This window comes from Sulfitobacter sediminivivens (assembly GCF_042611115.2).
In the GTDB taxonomy this organism is placed as follows: domain Bacteria; phylum Pseudomonadota; class Alphaproteobacteria; order Rhodobacterales; family Rhodobacteraceae; genus Sulfitobacter; species Sulfitobacter sediminivivens.
The window spans coordinates 42477-67660 of sequence record NZ_JBHGAR020000017.1 but is presented as its reverse complement, the minus strand read 5'-3'; the positions used below and the strand labels follow the sequence as shown (position 1 = coordinate 67660).

The 25184-nt window shown below is 56.0% G+C and carries 26 protein-coding genes and 1 pseudogene; 18 read left to right on the top strand and 9 right to left on the bottom strand.

The window, feature by feature from the left end:
• The 11 genes and pseudogenes from ACEWL3_RS16060 to ACEWL3_RS16010 all read left to right on the top strand — a co-directional run.
• Positions 1 to 516, top strand: a pseudogene (locus ACEWL3_RS16060) (malate dehydrogenase); the annotation flags it as partial.
• Between the two features lie 155 nt (positions 517 to 671).
• A complete protein-coding gene (locus ACEWL3_RS16055) occupies positions 672 to 1307 on the top strand; it encodes a DUF1194 domain-containing protein (protein WP_435001164.1) in 636 nt (211 codons plus the stop codon).
• A gap of 173 nt (positions 1308 to 1480) precedes the next feature.
• On the top strand, positions 1481 to 1864 hold the full coding sequence (gene sdhC, locus ACEWL3_RS16050; RefSeq protein WP_386180658.1) for a succinate dehydrogenase, cytochrome b556 subunit: 384 nt from the start codon (positions 1481 to 1483) through the stop codon (positions 1862 to 1864).
• Positions 1865 to 1875: 11 nt separating this feature from the next.
• Positions 1876 to 2247, top strand: a complete 372-nt coding sequence (gene sdhD, locus ACEWL3_RS16045) for a succinate dehydrogenase, hydrophobic membrane anchor protein (protein WP_386180661.1) — start codon at positions 1876 to 1878, stop codon at positions 2245 to 2247.
• A 30-nt stretch (positions 2248 to 2277) separates the two neighbouring features.
• A complete protein-coding gene (sdhA, locus tag ACEWL3_RS16040) occupies positions 2278 to 4083 on the top strand; it encodes a succinate dehydrogenase flavoprotein subunit (protein ID WP_114877719.1) in 1806 nt (601 codons plus the stop codon).
• Complete coding sequence (locus ACEWL3_RS16035) at positions 4083 to 4412, top strand: hypothetical protein (protein ID WP_386180664.1); 330 nt, start codon at positions 4083 to 4085, stop codon at positions 4410 to 4412. Before sdhA ends, ACEWL3_RS16035 begins: the two co-directional genes overlap by 1 nt.
• 12 nt (positions 4413 to 4424) lie before the next feature.
• The gene (locus tag ACEWL3_RS16030; protein ID WP_386180667.1) at positions 4425 to 5237 is read left to right on the top strand and encodes an FkbM family methyltransferase; all 813 of its coding nucleotides are present in this window, start codon (positions 4425 to 4427) and stop codon (positions 5235 to 5237) included.
• A gap of 67 nt (positions 5238 to 5304) precedes the next feature.
• Positions 5305 to 6084 (top strand): succinate dehydrogenase iron-sulfur subunit, encoded by a 780-nt coding sequence (locus ACEWL3_RS16025; RefSeq protein WP_386180670.1) that lies wholly within the window; start codon positions 5305 to 5307, stop codon positions 6082 to 6084.
• A 5-nt stretch (positions 6085 to 6089) separates the two neighbouring features.
• Positions 6090 to 6650, top strand: coding sequence for a carboxymuconolactone decarboxylase family protein (locus ACEWL3_RS16020; RefSeq protein WP_386180672.1), 561 nt, complete (start codon positions 6090 to 6092; stop codon positions 6648 to 6650).
• 2 nt (positions 6651 to 6652) lie between these two features.
• On the top strand, positions 6653 to 6868 hold the full coding sequence (locus ACEWL3_RS16015) for a hypothetical protein (RefSeq protein WP_386180675.1): 216 nt from the start codon (positions 6653 to 6655) through the stop codon (positions 6866 to 6868).
• A 93-nt stretch (positions 6869 to 6961) separates the two neighbouring features.
• A complete protein-coding gene (locus ACEWL3_RS16010; protein ID WP_386180678.1) occupies positions 6962 to 7807 on the top strand; it encodes an urea carboxylase-associated family protein in 846 nt (281 codons plus the stop codon).
• 7 nt (positions 7808 to 7814) lie between these two features.
• Here the strand turns inward: ACEWL3_RS16010 and deoD are convergent, their stop codons facing one another.
• Positions 7815 to 8519: a purine-nucleoside phosphorylase gene (gene deoD / locus ACEWL3_RS16005; protein WP_386180681.1), complete on the bottom strand. Its 705-nt coding sequence runs from the start codon at positions 8517 to 8519 to the stop codon at positions 7815 to 7817.
• A 140-nt stretch (positions 8520 to 8659) separates the two neighbouring features.
• Between deoD and ACEWL3_RS16000 the strand changes: the two genes are divergently transcribed.
• Positions 8660 to 9013 carry a hypothetical protein gene (locus ACEWL3_RS16000; RefSeq protein ID WP_386180684.1) on the top strand — a complete coding sequence of 118 codons (354 nt, stop codon included), beginning with the start codon at positions 8660 to 8662 and terminating at the stop codon, positions 9011 to 9013.
• A 77-nt stretch (positions 9014 to 9090) separates the two neighbouring features.
• On the opposite strand, the gene ACEWL3_RS15995 is transcribed toward ACEWL3_RS16000, so the two are convergent.
• On the bottom strand, positions 9091 to 9435 hold the full coding sequence (locus ACEWL3_RS15995; RefSeq protein ID WP_386180687.1) for an H-NS histone family protein: 345 nt from the start codon (positions 9433 to 9435) through the stop codon (positions 9091 to 9093).
• A gap of 83 nt (positions 9436 to 9518) precedes the next feature.
• Positions 9519 to 11486, bottom strand: coding sequence for a methylmalonyl-CoA mutase family protein (locus ACEWL3_RS15990; protein ID WP_386180690.1), 1968 nt, complete (start codon positions 11484 to 11486; stop codon positions 9519 to 9521).
• 207 nt (positions 11487 to 11693) lie between these two features.
• Here ACEWL3_RS15990 and ACEWL3_RS15985 point away from each other — a divergent pair, with 207 nt between their 5' ends.
• The 6 genes from ACEWL3_RS15985 to ACEWL3_RS15960 all read left to right on the top strand — a co-directional run bounded on the left by ACEWL3_RS15985 (position 11694) and on the right by ACEWL3_RS15960 (position 18613).
• Positions 11694 to 13064 carry a 1-acyl-sn-glycerol-3-phosphate acyltransferase gene (locus ACEWL3_RS15985; RefSeq protein ID WP_386180692.1) on the top strand — a complete coding sequence of 457 codons (1371 nt, stop codon included), beginning with the start codon at positions 11694 to 11696 and terminating at the stop codon, positions 13062 to 13064.
• 149 nt (positions 13065 to 13213) lie between these two features.
• Positions 13214 to 14494: a crotonyl-CoA carboxylase/reductase gene (ccrA, locus tag ACEWL3_RS15980; protein WP_114877729.1), complete on the top strand. Its 1281-nt coding sequence runs from the start codon at positions 13214 to 13216 to the stop codon at positions 14492 to 14494.
• 400 nt (positions 14495 to 14894) lie between these two features.
• A complete protein-coding gene (locus tag ACEWL3_RS15975; RefSeq protein ID WP_386180697.1) occupies positions 14895 to 15584 on the top strand; it encodes a helix-turn-helix transcriptional regulator in 690 nt (229 codons plus the stop codon).
• A gap of 111 nt (positions 15585 to 15695) precedes the next feature.
• Positions 15696 to 16331 carry an acyl-homoserine-lactone synthase gene (locus tag ACEWL3_RS15970; RefSeq protein WP_386180700.1) on the top strand — a complete coding sequence of 212 codons (636 nt, stop codon included), beginning with the start codon at positions 15696 to 15698 and terminating at the stop codon, positions 16329 to 16331.
• 51 nt (positions 16332 to 16382) lie between these two features.
• On the top strand, positions 16383 to 17921 hold the full coding sequence (locus ACEWL3_RS15965) for an ATP-dependent DNA helicase (protein WP_386180703.1): 1539 nt from the start codon (positions 16383 to 16385) through the stop codon (positions 17919 to 17921).
• The gene (locus tag ACEWL3_RS15960) at positions 17918 to 18613 is read left to right on the top strand and encodes an SDR family oxidoreductase (protein ID WP_386180706.1); all 696 of its coding nucleotides are present in this window, start codon (positions 17918 to 17920) and stop codon (positions 18611 to 18613) included. Before ACEWL3_RS15965 ends, ACEWL3_RS15960 begins: the two co-directional genes overlap by 4 nt.
• Here the strand turns inward: ACEWL3_RS15960 and ACEWL3_RS15955 are convergent, their stop codons facing one another.
• From ACEWL3_RS15955 to ACEWL3_RS15930, 6 genes are all read right to left on the bottom strand, one after another.
• Positions 18614 to 19372 carry a TIGR02186 family protein gene (locus ACEWL3_RS15955; RefSeq protein WP_386180709.1) on the bottom strand — a complete coding sequence of 253 codons (759 nt, stop codon included), beginning with the start codon at positions 19370 to 19372 and terminating at the stop codon, positions 18614 to 18616.
• A complete protein-coding gene (locus ACEWL3_RS15950; protein WP_386180712.1) occupies positions 19372 to 20286 on the bottom strand; it encodes a sulfite exporter TauE/SafE family protein in 915 nt (304 codons plus the stop codon). The genes ACEWL3_RS15955 and ACEWL3_RS15950 overlap by 1 nt, the downstream gene beginning before the upstream one ends.
• A gap of 121 nt (positions 20287 to 20407) precedes the next feature.
• Positions 20408 to 21376, bottom strand: coding sequence for an ABC transporter permease (locus tag ACEWL3_RS15945; RefSeq protein WP_386180715.1), 969 nt, complete (start codon positions 21374 to 21376; stop codon positions 20408 to 20410).
• Complete coding sequence (locus ACEWL3_RS15940) at positions 21376 to 22485, bottom strand: ABC transporter permease (RefSeq protein ID WP_386180717.1); 1110 nt, start codon at positions 22483 to 22485, stop codon at positions 21376 to 21378. Before ACEWL3_RS15940 ends, ACEWL3_RS15945 begins: the two co-directional genes overlap by 1 nt.
• 1 nt (position 22486) lies before the next feature.
• On the bottom strand, positions 22487 to 24127 hold the full coding sequence (locus ACEWL3_RS15935) for an ABC transporter ATP-binding protein (RefSeq protein WP_386180720.1): 1641 nt from the start codon (positions 24125 to 24127) through the stop codon (positions 22487 to 22489).
• Between the two features lie 2 nt (positions 24128 to 24129).
• Entirely contained in the window at positions 24130 to 25125 is a 996-nt protein-coding gene (locus ACEWL3_RS15930) for a BMP family lipoprotein (protein ID WP_386180723.1), read from the bottom strand.
• Positions 25126 to 25184 lie beyond the last annotated feature (59 nt).

The following is a 25184-nucleotide window of genomic DNA, read 5'->3' as shown; positions in this document are numbered from 1 at the left end:
TCCGCGCGCTTCCGTCACTTTCTTGCATCTGAATTCGATGTGTCGATGCGCGATGTAACGGCCTTTGTTCTGGGGGGGCATGGCGACACAATGGTGCCGCTGGTACGGTATTCGACCGTTGCGGGCATTCCTCTGCCGGATCTGGTGAAAATGGGTTGGACAACCCAGGAAAAACTAGACGCAATCGTACAGCGCACCCGTGATGGCGGGGCAGAAATTGTTGGCCTGTTGAAAACCGGTTCCGCGTTTTATGCGCCTGCAACATCGGCAATTGAAATGGCGGAAAGCTATCTCAAGGACCAAAAGCGTGTATTGCCATGTGCAGCCTATGTTGACGGTGCCTATGGCTTGAACGGCTTTTATGTCGGCGTGCCAACGGTGATTGGTAAGGGTGGCGTCGAACGGGTCGTCGAGATTCAGATGAACAAAGACGAACAGGCGATGTTCGATAACTCAGTCAAGGCCGTCAAAGGTTTGGTCGAGGCGTGCATCGGGATTGACAGCTCGCTAAGCTGATCCATTTACACCCCATAATGATACGCGCGCTTTGTCTCACGACGGGGCGCGCGTTTTCATTTGTAAAAGCTGTCCTGAAAAAGTGATGTGGCACAACGCGCATGGCGCGCTAAGCTGCCCGTATGCGTCGCTTTTTTGCTTTACTCTTTGTCCTGATGCCCAGTGTCGTATGGCCGTGCGAATTGGCGCTTGTGTTGGCTGTGGATGTTTCAGGATCGGTTGATCAGGATGAGTACCGTGTGCAAATGGACGGGCTTGCCTTTGCCCTGCGCGACAGCATCGTTGCAGATGCGTTGGTCGATCAAAAGGCTGCGGTGACTTTGATCCAATGGTCAGGCTCATCGCGTCAGGAACAAACCGTACCCTGGACACGCATCGCATCGTTGGGCGATGTGGATGCCCTCGCGCGCGCCATTGCGGACGATCCGCGGAAGTGGCGCAATTATTCCACGGCAATCGGAGAGGCCTTGGGCCTGTCGATCAACAGCTTTGCGAAAGGTCCGGAGTGTGGCCGCAGAGTGATTGATGTGTCGGGCGACGGTGTGTCAAATGAAGGGGTCGAACCGCATGACATGCGCGCCGCGTTGCGCGATGGCGGTGTCGTGGTAAATGCTTTGGCCATTGAGACAGACGGTGCCGATCTGACCGCTTACTTTTACGAGAATGTCATCGAGGGCGAGGGCGCATTTGTGATCACCGCCAACGGGTTCGAGGATTACCCGGCCCAGATCAAACGCAAATTGCAGCGCGAAACCACCAAGAAATTAAGCATGTTGACATCAGGCGAATAATCCTGTGATCACAGGTCAATTCGTGTGATCACAAATTCCATGATTGAGATAAGTATCTGCATTTTTCTGGCCAACTGCGGCAATAAAGCGGAGTTCTGATGCATCTGCCCCCGTGACAGTCCTGTAAAAAGCGCTATCAAGTAGGCAACGCTAGCCGACAAAGGACCTGAACAATGGCCGATGTGAACCGGGGCAATCGCCCGCTAAGCCCGCATTTGACAATCTACCGCCCGCAACTGACGTCGATGACGTCGATCCTGACGCGCATCACCGGCAACGCGATGCTGGTTGCGGCCCTGTTGATTGTGTGGTGGTTTCTGGCCGCAGCGACATCACCTGGATACTTTGCCTTTGTGAACGGATTCATCACCAGCTGGTTTGGTGATCTTATCATGTTCCTGTCCGTATGGGGTCTTTGGTATCACACGCTGGCTGGTTGCCGGCATCTGGTCTGGGACAACGGTTATGCCCTCGACATACCCACGGCGGAAAAGCTGGGCTGGGCGGTGATCGCAGGGTCCGTTGTTCTGACCCTTCTCACCGTCATCATCGTATAAGGGGCGCGCATATGGCATTTCTTACAGACCGCAAACGCGCCGCTGGCCTTGGCTCAGCAAAAACCGGCACCGCACATTTCTGGGCGATGAAAGTCAGCTCAGTCGCGCTGTTGTTTCTGATCCCGTTTTTCGTGTTTACATTCGGATCGGCGCTTGGCGGCACCTACGAGGAAATTCTCGCCTATTACAGCCGTCCCTTCCCGGCGATCATCGCCGCATTGACGCTGCTTGTGGGGTTCAAACACTTCAATGACGGTGTCCAGGTCCTGATCGAGGACTATGTGCACGGGTTGAGCCAAAAAATGGCGATCATCGTGATGACCTGCCTTTCTTATGGTGCCGCAGCGGTGGGTGTTTTCGCCATCGCCCGCCTTGCACTTTGATCCAATACTGCCCTACGGGAGACCGCCAAGATGGCCGCATATGAATATGAAACGCACGAATATGATGTGGTTGTCGTGGGGGCCGGTGGTGCCGGTCTACGCGCGACCCTTGGAATGGCAGAGCAGGGATTGCGCACCGCGTGTATCTCCAAGGTTTTTCCAACCCGGTCGCACACCGTAGCGGCCCAAGGCGGCATCGCCGCATCGCTGTCCAATATGGGGCCTGATAATTGGCAGTGGCATATGTATGACACGGTCAAAGGGTCTGATTGGCTGGGTGATACGGATGCGATGGAATATCTGGCCCGTGAGGCCCCCAAGGCAGTGTATGAGCTTGAACATTACGGTGTGCCGTTTTCGCGCACCGAAGAGGGTAAGATTTACCAGCGTCCCTTTGGCGGTCATACAACCGAATTCGGTGAAGGCCCCCCGGTGCAGCGCACCTGTGCGGCTGCCGACCGCACGGGCCATGCGATTTTGCACACGCTTTATGGGCAGAGCCTGAAGAACAACGCGGAATTCTATATCGAATATTTCGCCATCGATCTGATTATGTCAGATGATGGTGTCTGTCAGGGTGTGCTGTGTTGGAAGCTGGACGATGGCACCATGCATTTATTCAGTGCCAAGATGGTTGTGCTGGCCACGGGCGGCTATGGCCGCGCCTATTTCAGCGCCACGTCCGCGCATACCTGCACCGGTGACGGTGGCGGTATGGTCGCACGTCAGGGGCTGCCATTGCAGGATATGGAGTTTGTCCAGTTTCACCCAACGGGTATCTACGGCGCAGGGTGTCTGATCACCGAAGGTGCCCGGGGCGAGGGCGGGTATCTGACCAATTCCGAGGGCGAGCGATTCATGGAACGCTATGCGCCAACCTATAAAGACCTTGCCAGCCGCGATGTTGTCAGCCGCTGCATGACGATGGAAATTCGCGAAGGACGTGGCGTGGGCGAAAACAAGGACCACATCCATCTGCACCTCAATCACCTGCCGCCCGAAACACTGGACCTGCGCCTGCCGGGCATCTCTGAATCTGCGCGCATCTTTGCGGGTGTGGACCTGACCAAGGAACCGATCCCGGTCTTGCCAACGGTGCATTACAACATGGGCGGTATCCCCACGAATTATTGGGGTGAGGTGTTGAACCCGACCAAAGACAAGCCAGACGCAATTTCACCGGGGCTGATGGCTGTCGGCGAGGCGGGCTGTGCGTCGGTGCATGGAGCCAACCGATTGGGGTCAAATTCACTGATTGATCTGGTGGTCTTTGGCCGAGCTGCGGCGATCCGGGCGGCAGAGATTGTCGATCCGAAAACCGCTGTACCCACGCCAAATCAGAAATCCGTCGATGCGGCGTTTGATCGGTTTGACGGGCTGCGCAATGCGTCGGGCGGCGTGCCGACGGCTGACCTGCGTTTGGAAATGCAAAAGACAATGCAGGCCGATGCGGCGGTGTTTCGCACTGACAAGACGCTTGAAGAAGGCCGGGTCAAGATGATCGAGGTTGCCGACAAGCTGGATGATGTGAAGGTCACGGACCGATCGCTGGTGTGGAACTCTGATCTGATGGAAACGCTGGAACTGGCCAACCTGATGCCCAATGCGACCGCGACCATCACAGCTGCTGCGGCGCGCAAGGAAAGCCGGGGTGCCCATGCCCATGAGGATTATCCGAACCGCGACGACAAGGAATGGCGCAAGCACAGTCTTGCCACTTTTGACGGCAACAAGGCCAAGCTGAGCTATCGTGACGTGCACCTCAAGCCACTGACAACGCAGAAAGAAGGCGGTATTGATCTGAAGAAGATCGCGCCAAAGGCAAGGGTGTATTGATGCGCATTTGGACAGTCATTTTATTTGCAACGGCATTGACGGCGTGTGTCGAGGTCCAGCAGGCGGTGGACAATACCGCACGTCAGGGGGCCAAGGGCGTGGTGACAGAAACGCTTGCGACGCGGTTCCCGCAGGTGCCAAAGCAATTGATCACGCCGTTCACGGATTGCATCATCGATAATTCCACCGCGCTGGAAATCCGCGAGTATGTCCGGGCCGCGGCGGTAGGTGTTGATGACACCACGACCGCAACTATCAAAGGTGTATTGGCGCGTCCGGAAACGGTGCAGTGCTTGCAGGCCGCCTCTTTGCGCAATGGAATACTGTAAGGGATGAATGTGATGGCGCATCCCACGCTGAATGCCGTTGATCAGGCAGAGCAGGTGACTGCCCTCAGGGCTGTTTTTCGGGATGCGGACAAACCGACACGCCAGAAACTGGTCCCGATCCTGCCCCCAACCGAGATCACGTTTGCAGGCATCCGCATGTATGTCGATCCACGCGACAATTACACCGACCGCCGCATGTGGCTGGACGGGCAACCGCCCGAGATGAAGTCACTGATGGCGTTGATGGAACTGGTTGAGGGGCGCAACGCCCTTATCCTTGATGTCGGGGCCAATTGTGGGGCGTTTGCTGTGCCACTTGGCCTTGCCGCGGGGCCGGGAAGCAGGGTGATTGCGTTCGAGCCGAACCCGGCGATGATCGGACGTTTGGGCCATAACATTCGCCTGAACAATCTGGGTGACGTGATCCGGATCGAGGGCTGCGCGTTGGGTGCTGAAACTGGCGAAGGGGTGCTGAACTTTCGCCGCGACAACTTCGGTCAGGCCTCGTTGAAAGCGATAAGAAAACAGGTGCGCGATGGCGGGACATTGGTGCCAATTCGTCCGCTGCTCGATTTTGTCGGTGACGCTGCGGCGCATGATCTGACTGTCCTCAAGATTGACGTGGAGGGGTTCGAAGAAGCGGCCCTTGGCGCGCTGGTGGATGCGGGTGCCGACGCCTGGCAGCCGGATGCAATTCTGATCGAAACCGCCCATGCAGACACATGGGAAACCGATCTGGTGGCCCGAATTGTCGCCTGTGGCTTCAAGGACGTGCTGCAGGTCGAAGGAAATACGCTTTTTGTCCGTCAGGGCAAAGCGACATGAAACGCCCATTTCAAATGGGTAAATGTGATGAAACGGGCCACACGCCCGCCAGACAAGGAGACGCGAAATGGTTCAACTGACGCTCCCCAAGAATTCTCGTATGACAACCGGAAAGACGTGGCCGAAACCATCAGGGGCCAGCAATGTCCGCGAATTCCACGTGTATCGCTGGAACCCCGATGACGGCAAAAACCCGGCCATCGACACCTACTTTGTTGATATGGACACCTGCGGTCCGATGATTTTGGACGCACTGATCAAGATCAAGAACGAGATTGATCCGACGCTGACCTTCCGCCGGTCCTGCCGCGAGGGCATTTGTGGATCATGCGCGATGAACATCGACGGCATCAACACGCTGGCCTGTACGTACGGTATGGAAGAGATCAAAGGCGTGGTGAAAATCTATCCGCTGCCGCATATGCCCGTGGTCAAAGATCTGATCCCGGACCTGACGCATTTTTATGCCCAGCATGCGTCCGTTCAGCCCTGGCTCGCTACGGAAACACCTGCCCCGGCCAAAGAGTGGAAGCAGTCGATTGAGGACCGGAGCAAACTGGATGGTCTTTATGAATGCATCATGTGTGCCTGCTGTTCAACGTCGTGCCCCAGCTATTGGTGGAACGGCGACCGCTACCTTGGGCCAGCAGCACTGCTGCATGCCTATCGCTGGATCATTGATTCACGCGACGAGGCGACGGGCGAGCGGTTGGATGACCTTGAGGACCCATTCAAACTCTATCGCTGTCACACGATCATGAACTGCGCCAAGACCTGCCCCAAAGGCCTGAACCCGGCAGAGGCGATTGCAAATATCAAAAAGCTGATGCTGGAACGAACGGTCTAGGCTCGATGTCGCTTTTGCCCAGCATGCCGGAAACAGCACATCTTGCCGATCTGTTTGAACGATTTCCGGACCATGTTGCCCCGCTGATGCTTTATACAGATGGGATATTGCGCGGCGACGGCGAATTGTCGGTGGCGGAGCGCGAGATGATTGCGACCTATACCTCAGGTCTGAACGCCTGCACCTTCTGTTATGGCAGTCACAAGATTTACGCCGCGTTGTTTGGCTTTGACGCGGACCTGATGGATGCAATGATTGCCGACCTTGATCGTGCCCCCGTGCCAGACAAGCTGCGGCCGTTGATGGCCTATGTGCGCAAGCTGAACACATTGCCCAGCAAACTGACCGAGCAGGATTCGCAGGCTGTTTTTGACGCCGGTTGGGGGGAAAAGGCGCTGGTTGAGGCGGTTCAGGTCAATGCCCTTTTCAACATGATGAACCGGATCATCGAAGGCACAGGCGTCAACTTTGATTACGATGATGATCCCGCGCGGCATCCGGCGGTGAATTCAACACCTGACAAACACCGCCATTCCTATGCGGCCTTTGCCAAGCGCTTTGCATAGCCATGCCCATCCTGATCGCTCTTGTCATTGCTGTGATCATCGTGGCGATTGTCGCGCGACGCACTGCGCCGACGCGCGACTGTCGCTGGCGCGAGAACCGGGCGGGCAGCAAGGGCGCGTTGGTCAAATACAATTGCGTGACCTGCGGGGCGGAGATATTTCGGAGCACTGGCACGCCTGACAAATGCATGCAGGCTTTGAAGTCGCCGAGATTTTAACGTGATGCTTTGCCCGTGGTGAGGCTTCATTGGCTTTACACCTAGCACGGCATGCGCCACCCTTAGCATCACATTCTAGCGTCGGAGAATTTGATGATCATTTCACCCCCAGATGCGGATGCGCGTCGCGCCGTCAAGCCCGTCATTTGTTATCCAGTCGATGGCTTGCCGCAGCCCGATATGGCGACCTATCAAAAGGGTCGTGAGATGCTGACCAAAACCGATGAAGCGATTGCGCATCCGCGCGAAGCGGCAACGTTTAACGTGCCAGCGGGCCACTTTTTCCGCATTACTTCGGTGGAGGGGCCTCAGGTCGGCGACTTGAACCTATGGAACGCCAACGACCTGACAGAACGGTTCTATTCCGGTAAAACCCGCGCCCTGCATGGCACTCACATCACGACTGGCCAGCGGATGTGGTCGTCATTTCCGGGGCTTAGACCGATCGCGACCGTTACGCAAGATACGCTTGGGTGGTACGGCATTGATGGATATGGCGGGTCCGTACATGACGTGATCGGCACCCGTTGCGATCCTTATACGCATAACCTTTTGCAGGGTGGGCAGTATCACCATTGCTGTCATTCAAATTTGACCCGTGCGCTGGCGGCGCATCTGGATATCCCGGTGGCCGAAGCGGAGCCGCACATTCATGACGTTTTGAACGTGTTCATGTGCACCGGGTTCACGCGGGATACGGGCCAGTACTTTATGAAAGCCAGCCCCGTGCGACCCGGTGATTACATCGAGTTCTTTGCAGAGATTGATTTGCTTGGCGCACTAAGTGCCTGCCCGGGCGGGGATTGTTCATCAGAACATTCCTCAGACGCGGCGGCATGTTATCCGCTTTTGATTGAGGTTTTTGCCCCTGCAAAGGGTGTGCTGGACAACTGGCAACCGCCCGCACGCAACGGATATGACCGGACGCACGGGGTCTGATCAGAGGTTAGGCAAAGGCCGCTTCCAACGCGATCTCAACCATGTCGCCAAACGTTTTCTCGCGGTCCTCTGAGGGCAACGCTTCACCGGTTTGCAGGTGATCTGAAACAGTCAGCACCGCCAGCGCACGCCGCTTGTGCCGGGCAGCAAGCATGTAAAGCTCTGCTGCCTCCATCTCTACGCCCAGAATGCCGTGGCGGACCATCTGTTCGTCCAGATCCGCGCGTTCGCTATAAAAAACGTCTGACGAATAGATCCCACCAATGTGGGTTTTGCAGCCCTTACTTGCCGCGGCTTTGACCGCGGCGTTCAGCAACGACCAATCCGCACAGGGGGCGAAATTCAGTTCTTTGAAAATGCCGGAAGAGGGTGAGGTGATCGTTGTGGCCGTCATGGCTATGACCACATCGCGGATACCCACATGGGGCTGCATGCCCCCGCAAGACCCAATGCGGATCAGGGTCTGTGCATTGTATTCGGCCATCAATTCGTTGGCATAAATTGACAGCGACGGCATGCCCATGCCGGAGCCTTGAATGGTCACCCGCTGGCCTTTCCAAGTTCCGGTAAAGCCCAGCATTCCGCGTACTTCATTTACTAATTTGGCGTCTTTCAGAAAGGTTTCTGCCGCCCATTTTGCACGATACGGATCGCCCGGCATCAGCACGGTCTCTGCTATGTCACCGGGTTTTGCGCCAATATGTACGGTCATGAATGGTTCCTTTCCTGTCGTTGAGAACAACCTGCCTTCATGGCAGGAAATGAACAAGAGGCAAGTCAGAGATTCCTTACTCGACAAAGATTTGAACACCGTTCATATATAGATGAACAATGTTCATGAAAGGGATTGTTATGAAACGACTGATTTGTGCACTGGCCATTGCGGCAGGCGCGCTGACTGCTTGTGATGTCACACATCCGGTTGCCGTGGTTGGACCAAAGAATACGGTATATCGCGGCACGGCGACGGCATCTTTTCTGGAAGGCGGATGGTTTCAGGCGACCAATGGAAAAACCACATGTTCGGGGCGCTATATGCCAGCAGCAGAAACAAAGACGGTTACATTCCCTGTGCGCTGCAATAATGGGTTGCGTGGCATTGGCACAGCAACCTACGAAACACCCTATGCGGGGGGTGGTGAAATTGTGATGCAGGATGGAACACGGTGGAAATTTATTTTCGGTCGTGGCGCATTGATCGTATAAATAAAAAATAGGCTGCGCAATCAGCGCAGCCTATTTCCATTAAAGCGAGAACTAAACTTCATTCCTGCGCTGTTAATTCAGATGCGCATGTCGTCAGGCGACTTTCCTTTTTCAACTGCGGAGCGAAACCAATTTGGCTGGCGACCCTTGCCAGTCCAAGTTTGTGACTTATCTGCGGGGTTTGCAAATTGAGGTTTCGATTTTGGCTTGGCCGCTTTGGCCTTGGCCTTGCGCTCTTTTTTGACAGGTTTTTCACCGTCAGCCAAGTCATTCAGCGAGAAACCCCATTCGGCCGCCGCTTTTTCTGCCGCTTTCAGGGCCGCGCGGCGGTCCCGAGCTTTTGCAGATTGAAGTGCCTTTTTGACATCGCCCAAGAGTTTTTCCAACTCTTTGCTGTTCATTGATTTCAGATCAATTGCCATCGTTCTTCCTATTAGATTCCCAAATTCCCAATTCGGCTATACCAATAGAATGCTATTCGCAAATTCGAATTTGTGTCAGGGCGCTATTCCGCCGCTTTTGACGAAGGCTCGGCCAGTGTTACGATGTCTTGCATGATCATATTCAATTCGAAGTCTTTTGGCGTATAGACCCGTGCGACGCCCATTGTGCGAAGACGATCTGCATCATCGTCAGGAATGATGCCGCCGACGATGACGGGAATATGGCCAAGCCCGGCATCGCGCATTTGCGTCATCAGATCCTCGACCAGAGGAATGTGCGACCCGGACAAAATCGAAAGTCCCACAACATGCGCCCCATCCTGAACCGCAGCGGTTACGATTTCAGTTGGGGTCAGGCGGATACCTTCATACGCGATGTCCATGCCGCAATCGCGCGCGCGCACGGCTATCTGTTCGGCACCATTTGAATGGCCGTCAAGCCCCGGTTTGCCGACAAGAAATTTCAGGCGACGTCCCAGTTTGTCACTGACTGCGTCCACCGCATCGCGCAAATCATCCAACCCTTCGGTCTTGTTGGACTGACCGGCCGCAACGCCGGTGGGGCCGCGGTATTCGCCGTGAACCTTGCGCATTTCGGCGGCCCATTCACCTGTTGTCACACCTGCCTTTGCAGCCTTGATAGAGGCCGGCATGATATTGCGACTCTCTGCGGCGGCGCTGCGCAACTCTGTGAGTGCCGCGTCAACCGCAGCTTGATCGCGGGCCCCGCGCCAGGCATTCAGACGGTCGATCTGCTCTGCTTCGACGGCGGGATCCACAACCATGATGCCGCCATCGCCCGTCATCAACGGTGAGGGTTCGCCCTTTTGCCATTTGTTGACGCCAACGACGATGGTTTCGCCCGCCTCGATGCGGCCCAGGCGTTCGGCGTTGCTGTCAACAAGGCGGCCTTTCATATAGTCGATGGCAGAGATTGCACCGCCCATACGATCAATATTTGCCAATTCGGCCCGCGCACCCGTTTTGAGGGCTTCGACTTTTGCGTCCACTGCCGGGTTACCATCAAACAGATCATCAAATTCCAGCAGGTCCGTTTCATAGGCCATGATCTGTTGCATCCGCATGGACCATTGTTGATCCCACGGGCGCGGCAGGCCCAATGCCTCGTTCCACGCAGGTAATTGTACGGCGCGCGCGCGCGCCTTTTTCGAAAGCGTCACGGCCAGCATTTCAATTAAGATACGGTATACGTTGTTTTCCGGCTGCTGTTCGGTCAGGCCAAGCGAATTGACCTGCACACCATAGCGGAAACGGCGGTATTTGGCGTCCTCAACCCCATAGCGGTTTTTGCAAATCTCATCCCACAAATCGACAAAGGCGCGCATTTTGCACATCTCGGTGACAAACCGGATACCGGCGTTCACAAAGAACGAAATACGGCCCACGAGCGCGGGAAAATCCTCTGCCGGGACGCGCGGTTTGAGGGCATCGAGAACGGCCGTGGCAGTGGCGAGCGCGAAAGAAAGTTCCTGTTCCGGTGTCGCGCCGGCTTCTTGCAGGTGATAGGAACACACGTTCATCGGGTTCCATTTCGGCACATGGGTGTAACAATATTCGGCCACGTCCGCGATCATCTTCATGGAAGGGGCAGGTGGGCAGATATAGGTTCCCCGGCTCAGGTATTCTTTGATCAAGTCGTTTTGCACCGTGCCTTGCAGGGCAGAAATGTCTGCGCCCTGTTCTTCGGCCACGGCAATGTAAAGCGACAAAAGCCAAGGGGCAGTGGCATTAATCGTCATCGAGGTGTTCATCTGATCCAACGGGATATCTTTGAACAATGCCCGCATGTCACCCAGATGGCCAACCGGCACGCCAACCTTACCCACTTCGCCGCGTGACAGGATATGGTCGCTGTCATACCCGGTCTGCGTCGGCAGATCGAATGCCACGGAAAGCCCGGTTTGCCCCTTGGCCAGATTGTCACGATAAAGCGCATTGGACGCGGAGGCGGTCGAATGCCCGGCATAGGTCCTGATCAGCCAGGGGCGGTCTTTCTGCGGGTGCAACATGGGCGGCCTCTTTGAATTATCCGGGCAATATTCTTGCGTCTGGCTGTTGATACGGGAAACTTTATGAGCATGTCAATTCGCTGCGTTGCGGCATTGTCGCCCGGGGGTTGCAATCTGCCTGCGCTCAGCAACGTCGAGCGCCGTTTCCTCCTGCAGCGCTTCACTTAGATATTGTCCTTGGTTCGCCGCACTGCAAGGGTATTGCTGATGACACATACTGTTCAATTGCCCCTTTGGTTGTTTATCCTGATTGTCCTTTTTGCGGCCGTCACCGCGTTAAGCCATTTCTTGTTGCCGTCGGTGCGCTGGTTTTTCCGGTTGCGGCTGGAACGCGCGGTCAAGCATCTGAACACGCGTTTGTCTCGCCCGATAGAGCCTTTCAAGTTGGCGCGGCGGCACGATATGATCCAGCGGCTTATCTACGACCCCGAAGTCAGCCGCGAAATTATCAACTATGCACGTGAGAATGATGTGCCCGAGAATGTGGCCTTTCAAAAAGCACGTACCTATGCGCGCGAAATTGTGCCCAGCTTTTCTGCCTTCGCCTATTTCAGCTTTGGCATAAGGCTGGCCAAACTGCTCGCCAATTTCGTTTACCGGATCGAAACGGCAGATAATAACGATGCCACATTTGAGGCGATCCCGAAGGATGCGACCGTAATTTTCATCATGAATCACCGCAGCAATATGGATTATGTTCTGGTCACCTATCTTGCAGCGCGGTCATCGGCTTTGTCTTATGCTGTTGGGGAATGGGCGCGGGTTTGGCCGCTTAGCCGACTGATCAAATCAATGGGAGCCTACTTTATTCGGCGCAAATCGCGCGGGGCGCTGTATCGCAAAGTTCTGGCGCGATACGTCCACATGGCCACGGCAGGCGGTGTAACTCAGGCAATTTATCCCGAAGGTGGCCTCAGCCTCAATGGTTTGTTGCAACCACCAAAGATGGGTCTGCTGACCTATGTGACGGAAAGGTTCGAACCGGACGGTGAACGCGACGTGGTATTCGTGCCGGTCGCCATCAACTATGACCGCGTCTTGGAAGACCGGGTGCTCATTGCTGCTGACACCCGTGGGGATAGACGCTTTGGTGCACGAATATCAGTGGTCGTAGGGTTTATTCTGCGCAAACTCTGGCAACGGTTGCGGGGGCGGGATACCCGGTTCGGCACGGCGGCTGTGGCATTTGGCACGCCGCTGTCTTTGCGTGACGCAGGACCAGAGACCACAATTGAAGATCTGTCAGAGACGTTGATGAACCGCATATCAGAAGCTATGCCGGTTTTGACGGTGCCATTGATTGCGCAAACCCTGTTGACCCACGCGCCCTTGACGGATGAGGCGCTGTTTGATGCGGTGGGATCATTGCTTGACCATATACCGGTGCAGAACCGCGTACCGAAGCCTGAGACATTGCGATCTGAACTGGACCGCGCGTTGAAGGGGTTGGCGGGGCGAGATGTGATCAGCAAGAGTGACGGGATGTGGCAAATCAACGACGGGCAAGGGCCGGTTGTGCGATTTTATGCAAATTCAATCCAACAATTTGCGCTTAGAAATGCTGCGCCAGCAAAGTAAATTTCTGCACTTGCTGGGTCATAAAATTACAAAAAAGACGCTTCTGAGGTTGCATTATTGCGTCACCATCCATATCCCAAGGATGAGACGCTGCGATTCTGCATTGCGGCAAACGCATCATTGACCGAACGAACCGACAGGAGGCCCGCATGGCACTCGACACCACCATCGCGCAATACGACGCACCTGAAAAAGACCTTTATGAGGTTGGTGAAATGCCGCCCATGGGACATGTGCCAAAGCAAATGTATGCCTGGGCGATCCGGCGTGAACGGCATGGCGATCCTGACAAGGCCATGTTGCAAGAGGTGGTAGACGTGCCCGAGCTGGACAGCCAGGACGTGCTGGTCTTGGTGATGGCTGCGGGCGTGAACTATAACGGCGTCTGGGCCGCTCTTGGGGTGCCGATCAGCCCGTTTGACGGCCACAAACAGCCCTATCATATCGCGGGCTCGGATGCGTCGGGTATAGTCTGGGCTGTAGGCGACAAGGTCAAACGCTGGAAAGTCGGTGACGAGGTGGTGATCCACTGCAATCAGGACGATGGCGATGACGAGGAATGTAACGGCGGCGATCCGATGTATTCGCCAAGCCAGCGCATCTGGGGCTACGAGACACCCGATGGGTCATTCAGCCAATTCACCCGCGTTCAGTCACAACAACTGATGCCGCGTCCCAAGCACCTGACCTGGGAAGAGAGCGCATGTTATACGCTGACGCTGGCCACCGCATACCGAATGTTGTTTGGTCATGAACCTCATGATCTGAAGCCGGGGCAGAATGTGCTGGTTTGGGGTGCATCTGGTGGCCTGGGATCCTATGCGATCCAGCTGATCAACACCGCGGGCGCTAATGCCATCGGGGTCATCAGCGACGAAAGCAAACGTCAGTTCGTGCTCGATCTTGGGGCCAAGGGCGTGCTGAACCGCAAGGATTTCAAATGCTGGGGGCAATTGCCCACCGTGAACACCCCTGAATACAAAGAGTGGTTCAACGAGACCCGAAAATTCGGCAAAGCGATATGGGACATCACCGGCAAAGGCGTGAACGTCGATATGGTGTTCGAACACCCCGGTGAGGCGACATTCCCAGTGTCCACTTTTGTGGTGAAAAAGGGTGGCATGGTGGTGATTTGTGCCGGTACGTCCGGGTTTAACCTGACGTTTGATGTGCGATACATGTGGATGCACCAGAAGCGCTTGCAGGGCAGTCACTTTGCCCACCTCAAGCAGGCCTCGGCAGCCAACAAACTGATGCTGGAACGGCGGTTGGACCCGTGCATGTCAGAGGTGTTCACGTGGGAAGACCTGCCACAGGCCCACGTCAAAATGCAGCGAAACGAACATAAGCCCGGCAACATGTCGGTGCTGGTACAGGCCCCAAAAACCGGGCTGCGTACCTTGGAAGACGCGCTCGACGCCCGGGGCTGACGCCTGATTGTCTCTGCATCCTGAACAATAGCCCGCGAATCAGAGGATTGATTCGCGGGCGTTTTCTTGAATTTTGGTTGGCCCTTTTAGATCAAATACTTGGATTCTCGCCCCTCGCCATTTCGGGGGAGTTGAAAGTTGCGAATATTTTCGATTCTAGGGCACATGCTATGGTTGTATTAACCTTCCGTTAACCATTTTAAAGAGAGTCTGTACATGCGAAGTGACTGGATTTTGGACGTTCTTGTTGATCTGCGCAGGTTTGCGTTGTCGAACAATTTGCCCGCCCTGGCGGAACAGTTGGATGACACCGCAATTGTTGCGCTGAGCGAGATCGCCGCCCTTAGAGAAAGGACCAACGGCCAAGCGCATGGTGACCGAAACACAAATGGAACCGATAATGGAGCTGTTGGAGCAGGCTGACACGCTTGCGAAATTGCAGGCGGCCAGCGTCGCGTTGCGCGACACACTAAACGTAGATCACATCGCATATCATTGGGTGGATTCCGCCGGTGATCAATATGGCTGCGGGACCTATTCGACGGCCTGGCAGGCGCGATATCTTGAACAAAATTACCTGCGGATCGATCCGGTTATCATCGGCTGTTATCAACGCTTTCATCCGGTCGATTGGAAAAGACTGGATTGGTCAAGCAAGCCCGCGCGGGCTTTTTTGGCTGAATCGATTGAATATGGTCTTGGGAACCAAGGCTATTCCGTGCCCATTCGTGGCCCAAACGGTCAATTTGCCTTGTTTACGGTTAACCATTCTTGCACCGACGATGACTGGTTCGCCTTCACCGAAGCGCACCGCAGCATGCTGATCCTGATTGCACATTACCTGAACAAAAAGGCGTTGGAATTTGAGCCCAACAGAACGCCAGAACAATCCCAGTCGCTGAGCCCCAGAGAGATCGATGCGATGACATTGCTTGCCATTGGCTACAGCAGGGCGCAGGTGGCCAATACCTTGTCGATCTCGGAACATACGCTGCGGGTCTATATCGAAAGTGCGCGGTTCAAACTGGGCGCGATGAATACGACACATGCGGTTGCGCGGGCGCTAAGCCGGGGTTTGATCGTTGTCTGAGACGAGCACGTGTTGCGGATGATCCAAAAGCACCGCGCGGTGCTGATTGGTTGAATTAACAAGGACTACGTTAGCTCTGTTTCCATTCTTGTGATGGACGGAGGGCTTAACGTGTTACGATACCTTTATGGAAACGACCTGTGCCAACATCCGCGACTGGCACGCCAGATGTTTTGCGACCGGGCGGACCAATTCAAGGTGCGTCTGGGCTGGGATGTGACACTGGATCATGCGGGCGAAGAGCGCGATGAATATGATGCGCTGAACCCACTGTATGTCATCTGGGAACAGGCCGATGGTAGTCATGGCGGTTCAATGCGGTTCCTGCCCACCACAGGACCCGCAATGGTAAATGATCATTTTGGTCATCTGACGACGGGCCCCATCCAAAGCCCGCTGATTTGGGAATGTACGCGGTTTTGTCTGGCGCGTGGGGCTGACCCAAAGGTGGCCGCGGCCTTGATGTTGGGCGGTGGTGAAATCATGCAGGGATTTGGCATCAAGCATTTTGTCGGGGTCTTTGATGCGCGCATGGTGCGGATATACCGGATGATTGGATCGTCGCCTGAGGTGTTGGGCAGCCAGGGCGAGGGGCGCGAAAAGATATCGGTTGGCCTTTGGGCGTTTGACGCAGTCGCCCAAGCGCGTGTCGCCGCGCGCGCGGGCATATCGCCTGAACAATCTCGGTTCTGGTTCGATTACAGCTTTTCCAGCACATCGCTGGGAGGATGGGCCAGAACAGGGTAAAGTAATCAAACCCGTCTGGCCCCCGGCGCGCCCCTCACGTAGGGTCGCGCCATGAATATTCCTGCACTCACCTATTCCGACGATCAGGCCACAGCCTTTGACGCTGTAGCCGAGATGCTGCGTAGCGCCGGGATCGATCTTGAGGACAGCCTGCTGATGCCAAGCACCGGTGGCGCGGATCAGGTGATGGCCGTCACCGGCAAGGCCGGATCGGGCAAAACACTTTTGCTTGCAGAGCTTTACAAGGCGCTAAAGGGTGCCGGGGTTGAGATTGTTTCGGGTGATTACGAATCGCGTAAACGCAAAGACAAACGTTCGCTTGCGATCCTTGCGCCCACCAACAAAGCGGCATCGGTTTTGCGTCTGCACGGGGTCCCGGCCACAACCATTCACCGTATTCTTTATACGCCGGTCTATGACCCTGAATACGAACGGATCGCCGAATGGCTAGCCGGGTCCGGCGAGCGGCCCGAGATTGAGGGGCTGACCGAAATATCGTTAGACCGGGCGGCGGCATTTTATGCGGGCAACAAATCCATTCCCGGTGCCTTGGCTGCAGCGGGCCTGCGTGGGTCCGATTTCATCACCGGCTGGAAACGGCGCGAAGAGCCATTGGACATCGGATTTGTCGATGAATCGTCAATGTTGGATGATAAACAGTTCGAGGATCTGAAAGAGATTTTCCCGACCCTGCTGCTCTTTGGTGATCCTGCGCAGCTGGCTCCGGTTAATCAATCCGGGACGATGGTGTTTGAAAAACTACCCGAAAAGCGGGTGATGAACCTGAACCGGATATTCCGGCAGGACGCGGGCAATCCGATCCTTGATCTGGCACATGCGCTGGCGGACCCTGATCTGGGATTTGAGCAGTTCGAGCGGAAGATTGAGGATGCGTCGAAGAAGGATGACCGCGTCATCTGGGGCCAGCGGGTCGAGGTTGATCTGATGGCGCGCAGCCCGGTTTTGGTCTGGCGCAACGCGACGCGCATCCGCTTGATCAATGCGTTCCGGTCCGTGCATGGCGCGCCTGAGGATGCGCTGCTAGCGGGGGAGCCGCTGATTTGTGATGGCATCGAACTGCCTCTGAAGCACCGTAAGAAACGGTTGGACCTTGAGGCCAGAGGGCTGATCAAGGGCGCGCAGGTGATCTATCTGGGCGAGGGGCGCAAGCCGGGGTTCAGCCGTCTGCACGTGATGGGCGCGGAAGACCCGCAGGTGTCGGCGGCGTCGATCGTGAAAATCGAAAAGCCAGACGAAGAGGAACCTTTCATTCCCTTTGCCGCGCGCATGGGGGCCACCTTTTTGCATGGCTCCGCTGTGACCATTCACAAGGCGCAGGGCAGCCAGTGGGAAACCGTTCAGGTGTTTGCCCCGGATCTGTTTGCCGCCGCACGTATGGGGCGAATGGAGGCGGGTCAGCCCCTGTGGAAACGGCTGGCCTATGTCGCCATCACACGGGCGCAGGAGCGGCTGATCTGGGTGGTGCGCAATCGGCTTTCAAAGCCCAGCGGCCCGTTGCAGGTGGACGATCTGCGCGCGGCACCCGTGGCCCCCCTAACACTGGATGCCACAACGGAGGGTACGATATGAATTCCATCATCATTACTGGGGCAAGCTCTGGCATCGGGCGGGCCACTGCGGAATTGTTCCTGGAAAACAATTGGCGCGTTGGCCTGATCGCGCGGCGTGCTGAGATGCTGGAGGAAATGGCAACGGCGCACAGCCATGCCGTTGCCCTGCCAGCGGACGTGACAGATGCACAGGCGATGGCAGAAGCATTCAAAGCATTTGGGCAGGTGGACGTCCTGTTCAACAACGCGGGCATTTTTGGCCCGTCTGCGCCCATCGACGAGATCGTATTGGACGATTGGCAGCAGGTGCTGTCGGTCAACCTGCACGGCATGTTCATTGCGGCTCAGTTGGCGTTCAAACACATGCGTAAACAGGGCGGCGGGCGGATCATCAACAATGGATCACTGTCCGCCCATGCGCCGCGTCCGGGGTCGGTCTGCTATACCACAACCAAACATGCCATCACCGGCCTGACCAAATCGCTGTCGCTTGATGGGCGGCCATTTAACATCGCCTGTGGGCAGATCGACATAGGCAACGCCGAAAGCCAGATCGTCGCAGAATTGAAAAAACAGAACCCTCAGATGGACACGATGGATGTCAAACATGCTGCGGCTTCCGTCTTGCACATGGCGGCAATGCCGGCGCAGGCGAATGTTCAGTTCCTGACGGTGATGGCCACCAAAATGCCCTTTGTCGGGCGCGGCTGACTAGCGCCGGAAAATGCTAAAGATCGCGGAGGCACCCCAGCCAGCTGCAATCGCGATGGCCAGTGACATAAAGCCATAGATCAGTGCATTTTCACGAGACAATCTGAACAACCAGCGCTCAACGCCGACCTTTCGGACATAAATACTGGTTTCATATTTTGACACAACCTCGCCGCCGCGCGTTAGGAAAATCCGTGTCAGATAATCCCCTTCGGTCAGGGCGGCGGGCAGTTCGATGGCCGTCCGAAACAGCGTTTGTTCATCCACGCTAACGGTGCCTTCGTTCAACTGATACTGATTGGACTCTGATTTGATCCGGATCAGCGCGTTGGTAAAGTTCTTGGAGTCCAGGATGTTTTGCGGTGCCCCGACAGATCGGATGGCGCGTGGTATGGACACTTTGTATCGCAAATCTTCGGTGTTGGAGAGTGCAAGACCCAACAACGTGCTGGACGCCACCGCATAAAAACTCGGGGCGTGATCTACTTCAACGGCATCAGTATTGACCCAGATGCCAAACCGCTTTTCCTTGCGGCGAACAGTGATCGGCCTAGAGGGGCCCGCGACGGTGACAATCACCTGCAGGCGCGGATTGTCCTGGATCGCCTCTTCACGTTTCACAGCACCAAATATCAGGATCTCCGATCCGTCAAAATTGGTGTTGATCGACACCTGATCACTGCTTAGGCCAAGCACCACTTCTTCTGCCAGAGCAGGCAGCGCGCAGACCAGTACGAAGGCAAATGCAAGTGTGCGCATCAATGACCGCTCGCCGCGCCGAGCGAATAAAGCTCGACCGGTTCCAACAGCAATTCCAGTGCAAGTTTGCCGCAGACCAACAGCACCATAAGCGCCAAAAGGATGCGCAATTGTTCGGCCTTCATCTTGACGCCGATGCGGGTGCCGATTTGCGCGCCGATCACACCGCCGATGAGCAGCAACACAGCTAGGACAATATCGACGGTAAAGTTTGTGGTGGCATGCAGCATTGTGGTGAAGGCAGTCACGAATATGATCTGAAAGAGCGACGTCCCCACCACGACTTTGGTTGGCATGCCCAAAAGATAGATCATCGCGGGCACCATGATAAAGCCGCCGCCGACACCCATGATCGCAGCGAGGATACCGACCGCGACACCCACGATCAGAGGCGGAATGACCGAGATATAAAGACCCGAAACCCGGAACCGCATTTTGAAGGGCAGGCCATGGATCCAGTTGTGCTTTTTGCGCGCTGTCTTTTTGCCGGAGCGGGTCTTGCGGATCGCATTCAACGATTCGATAAACATCAACCCGCCGATAACGCCGAGAAAGATCACGTAACAAAGCTTGACCAGCAGATCGACCTGACCTTGGGCCTTGAGATAGTTGAACACCATCACACCCAAGGCGGCACCGATAAGACCCCCGATCAGCAGGACGGTGCCCATCCTCAAATCGACGGTCTTTCGCTTGAAATGCGCCAAAACCCCAGAAAATGAAGAGGCAACGATCTGGTTCGCCTCGGTGGCAACTGCGACCGCGGGAGGGATGCCGATAAAGAAAAGCAGTGGCGTCATCAAGAAACCACCGCCTACTCCGAACATGCCTGACAAGATGCCAACAAGCCCACCCAATCCCAACAAGAGGAATGCGTTAACCGAAACTTCGGCGATGGGCAGGTATATTTGCATGGCACCCATTAGCGCAGGTCTTGTATCTAAATCAACTGTCCTTGCTGCTTTGCAGCAAGGAGGACCGATATCATAGGTCAAACTGGCCTTATGATCAGACCTTATAATTTGACCTGATGGATCAGCGTTCTTTCACGTATGGCTCGCCACCCGCGCGGGGCGGAATGGCCTTGCCGCCGAACCCGGCCAAAATGATGACGGTCATCACATATGGCAGCGCCCCCAATAGCTGGCCCTGAACCTTGATGCCAACCATCGCTTCGATCACATCGGGACGCGTTTCCAACGCACCAAACAGCCCAAAGAGCAAGGTTGCGTACAGCGCATACCACGGCCGCCACTTGGAAAATATCAATGCGGCAAGCGCGATAAACCCGCGCCCTGCTGACATGTCTTTGACAAACCCAGCCTGCAAAGCCGTGCTGAGATAGGCCCCCGCGATGCCACAAAGCACGCCGCATATCGCCACCGCCGCATAGCGCAGACCGACCACGGAAACGCCAGCGGTGTCCACGGCTGCCGGGTTTTCGCCGACCGCGCGCAGGCGCAGCCCGAATCGCGTCCGATAAAGCAGCCACCATGACAAAGGCACCGCCGCAAAGGCGATGTAGACAAGGATCGAATGACCCGAAATCAGTTCCGCATAAAGCGGTCCGATAATCGGCACATCGGCTATAGCATCCGCACCGGGCAGGGTGATCGCCTCGAACCGGGCACCGCCCATCAACGATGGCGTGCGCCCGCCCTGGCTGAACCAGTCTTGCGCAATTAGCACAGTCATGCCCGCCGCCAGAAAGTTGATCGCCACGCCGGAAATCAGTTGGTTGCCGCGAAAGGTAATCGACGCGACACCATGCAGCGCGCTGAGCATCAGCGACGCCCCCATGCCCGCCGCCAGACCAATCCAGACGGAGCCAGAAAGCGATGCCACAGCAGCAGAGAAGAACGCCGCCGCCAGCATTTTGCCCTCAAGGCCAATGTCGAAAATTCCTGCACGTTCGCTGAACAGCCCCGCAAGACAGGCCAGAAGCAACGGCGTGGCAAGGCGGACAGTACTGTCGAGCAGTTGGATGAGCGTTGCGTAATCCATTACTTCACCGCCTTTGCCGTTTTGGATTTACGCAAGGCGAGAAATATGCGCTCAAGTGGCATCCGCACCATGTTGTCGAGCGCGCCTGTGAACAGGATCACAAGCGCTTGAATCACGACGATCAGTTCGCGGGGGATCGATGTCCAGAGCGCCAGCTCCGCACCCCCTTGGTAGAGAAAGCCAAACAAGATCGCGGAAATGAACACACCCAAAGGATGCGACCGCCCCATCAGCGCCACCGCGATGCCAATAAAACCAGCCCCTTCGGTGGAGTTCAGTACCAGCCTTTCGGCTTCACCCATCACGTTGTTGATCGCCATCATACCGGCCAAAGCACCTGAAATAATCATCGCGATCATGATGATCTTGAAGGGCGATATGCCCGCGTATTTGGCGGCAGATTCCGAATGACCATATGCGCGAATTTCGTATCCCAAACGGGTCCGCCAGATCAGCAGCCATAAAATGACGCAGGCTGCAATTGCGACCAGAAAGGACACGTTTGCGGGGGCGGATTTGGAAAAGGCGATGCCAAAAGGGGCCAGAATATCATGCAATGTCGGCAGGTTGGTCGCCTCGGGAAAACGCGCAGTGGCGGGATCCATGCTGCCTTTGGGGCGCATCATGTTAACGAGTACATAGTTGAGCAGCGCGGCGGCGATAAAGTTGAACATGATTGTGGTAATCACGATGTGGCTGCCGCGTTTGGCTTGCAACCACGCGGGGATCGCGGCCCAGAACGCCCCAAATAGCCCCGCCATCACAGCGGCCCCAATCAACGCCAATGACCAGTGGGGCCAAGGGATGTAAAGGCACGCAATCGCGACGCCAAGCCCGCCGAGCATCGCCTGACCTTCACCACCGATGTTGAAAAGCCGCGCGTGAAAGGCGATCGAAACAGCCAAGCCTGTAAAGATAAAGTTGGTCGCATAATAAAGCGTGTAGCCCCAGCCATAGGTAGAGCCGAGCGCGCCGGTGATCATCAGCTTGACGGCTGCCACCGGGTCTTCGCCGATGCCAAGAATGACAAGGGCAGACAGAATCGCCGCCAGCACAAGCGAGATCAGCGGGACAAGGACCACTTCGGCCCATTTTGGCATCACGTCCATCTCAGACCTCCTTTCTCGGGTCGCCGCTGACGTGGGCAAGGTTCGCCTCGACCTCGGCCACTGAATGCGGTTTGTCAGTGTCGATGATCCCGGCCATCAACAGGCCCAGCTCTTTTTCGTCGGTCTGGTCCGGGTCTCGCATCCCCATGATCCGGCCATCAAACATGACAGCGATGCGGTCGGACAGCGACAGGATTTCTTCAAGCTCAACGGACACCAGCAAGATCGCCTTGCCCTGATCGCGCAGGGCGACAATTTGTTGGTGAATGAATTCAATGGCACCAATGTCCACGCCGCGCGTTGGCTGGCCGATCAACAGCAGGTTCGGATTGCGTTCAATTTCGCGGGCCAAAACAATTTTCTGCTGATTGCCGCCCGAGAAATTTTTCGCTTCAAGCCTGGGATTTGGCGGGCGCACGTCAAATCGCTCCATTTTTTCAGCGGTATCTTCGCGAATGGCGTTGTTGTTCATCAACACGCCACTGCGATAGCTGGGATCATCGTGATAGCCAAAGGCGGTGTTTTCCCATGCGTGAAAATCCATGATCAGACCTTCGCGCTGACGATCCTCTGGCACATGGGCGATGCCGCGTGCACGCCGTGATTTGCCGTCAGAGTATTTGCCAGTCAAGTCAAGCTTTTGACCATTTACGCTGACCTCGCCGATGCCATCCTTATAACCGCCCAGCACTTCAAGCAGTTCTGACTGACCGTTCCCGGCGACCCCCGCGATGCCCAGAATCTCACCTGCGCGCACCTGCAAATCAATGCCGCGCAGGCGCTCGACACCCTTTTCATCAACCACCCGAAGGCCGCGCACATCCAACACGACCTCACCTGGGGTGCTTGGTTTTTTATCGACCCGCAATAGGACCTTACGTCCAACCATCAGCTCTGCCAGTTCGGCGGGCGATGTCTCGGTTGTCTTGACCGTTGCGGTCATTTCCCCACGGCGCATCACTGACACGGTGTCGGTGATCTCCATGATCTCGCGCAGTTTGTGGGTGATCAGAATGATGGTTTTGCCTTCAGAGCGGAGCCGGCCAAGAATGCGAAACAACTGATCCGCCTCGGCAGGCGTCAATACACCTGTCGGTTCATCCAGGATCAGAATATCCGCATGGCGGTAGAGCGCCTTGAGGATCTCGACCCGCTGCTGCATGCCCACACCGATGTCCTGAACAAGCGCATCCGGGTCGACGTTGAGCCCATAATCCTCGGCCAGTTCCACCAGCGATCGGCGCGCTTTGGCAAGCGAGGGTTTCAGTTTCCAGCCGTCTTCGGCACCCAGAATGATATTTTCCAGAACCGTAAAATTCTCAACCAGCTTGAAATGCTGGAACACCATGCCGATGCCTGCCGCAATTGCGGCCTGGCTATCGTGGATGTCGGTTTTTGTGCCGCTGATAAATATCTCGCCCTTGTCAGCTTTGTAGAATCCGTAAAGGATCGACATCAGGGTCGATTTGCCCGCACCGTTTTCACCGATGATCCCGTGGATCGTGCCGGGCATGACGCGGATCGAAATATTTTTGTTGGCCTGGACCGGCCCAAAGGCTTTCGAAATTCCTTTCAGCTCAATCGCGGGTGCAAGGGATGAGGCAGCCGTTTCCGGCTGCCCCGCTGTTTTTTCCGCTGTCACGCTTAGAAGTCCAGCGCAGGGCAGCTGTCGTCTGACATGTAATCATGCACGACCAGAGAGCCGTCCGCGATTTTCGCTGATGCTGCATCAACGGTCGTCAGCATCTCCGTGCTGACCAATTCGGCGTTGTTTTCATCCATCGCATAGCCGACGCCGCCATTGGCGATACCCATGACATTAAAGCCTTTTTCCATGCCGGGGCCGTCTTTCATGGCCTGATACACAGCATTGTCAACGCGCTTGAGCATGGATGTCAGAACTTTGCCCGGATGCAGGTGGTTTTGGTTGCTGTCGACGCCCACAGACAAAATGCCTTCGTCAGCGGCGGTTTGAAGAACCCCAACGCCGGTGCCACCAGCGGCGGCATAAACCACATCAGCGCCTTGGCTAATCTGTGCTTTTGTCAATTCGGAGCCTTTTACCGGGTCATTCCAGGCGGCAGGGGTGGTGCCGGTCATGTTGGCAATCACGGTTGCGTCCGCATTGACCGCTTTCACACCCTGTGCATAGCCGCAGGCGAATTTACGGATCAGCGGGATGTCCATGCCGCCGATAAAGCCAACTGTGCCGGATTTGGACGCCATCGCGGCCATCATGCCAACCAGATAGGAACCCTCGTGCTCGTTGAACACAACCGAACGCACGTTTGGCTGATCGACAACCATATCGATGATCGCGAAATCTGTTTCAGGATAGTCTGGTGCGACCTGGTTCAGGATGTCACCAAAGGCAAAGCCGGTCATGATGATCGGATTTGCGCCCGCTTCGGCAAAACGGCGCAGGGCCTGCTCACGCTGAGCCTCGGACTGCAATTCAATCTCGCGGAAAGTTTCACCGGTCTCTTCGGCCCAACGCTGCGCACCACCAAAGGCCGCTTCGTTAAACGATTTGTCAAACTTGCCACCAAGGTCAAAGATCAACGCAGGCTCTGCCAATGCGGCACCGGCGCTCAGTGCGACAGCGGCGGCAGCGCCCATAAATTTGGTCATAAGGGTCATAGGTATCTCCCAGGTTTCTATTTGGGGCGCGGCCAGCAACGGCTTTTGCCCGCGATCAA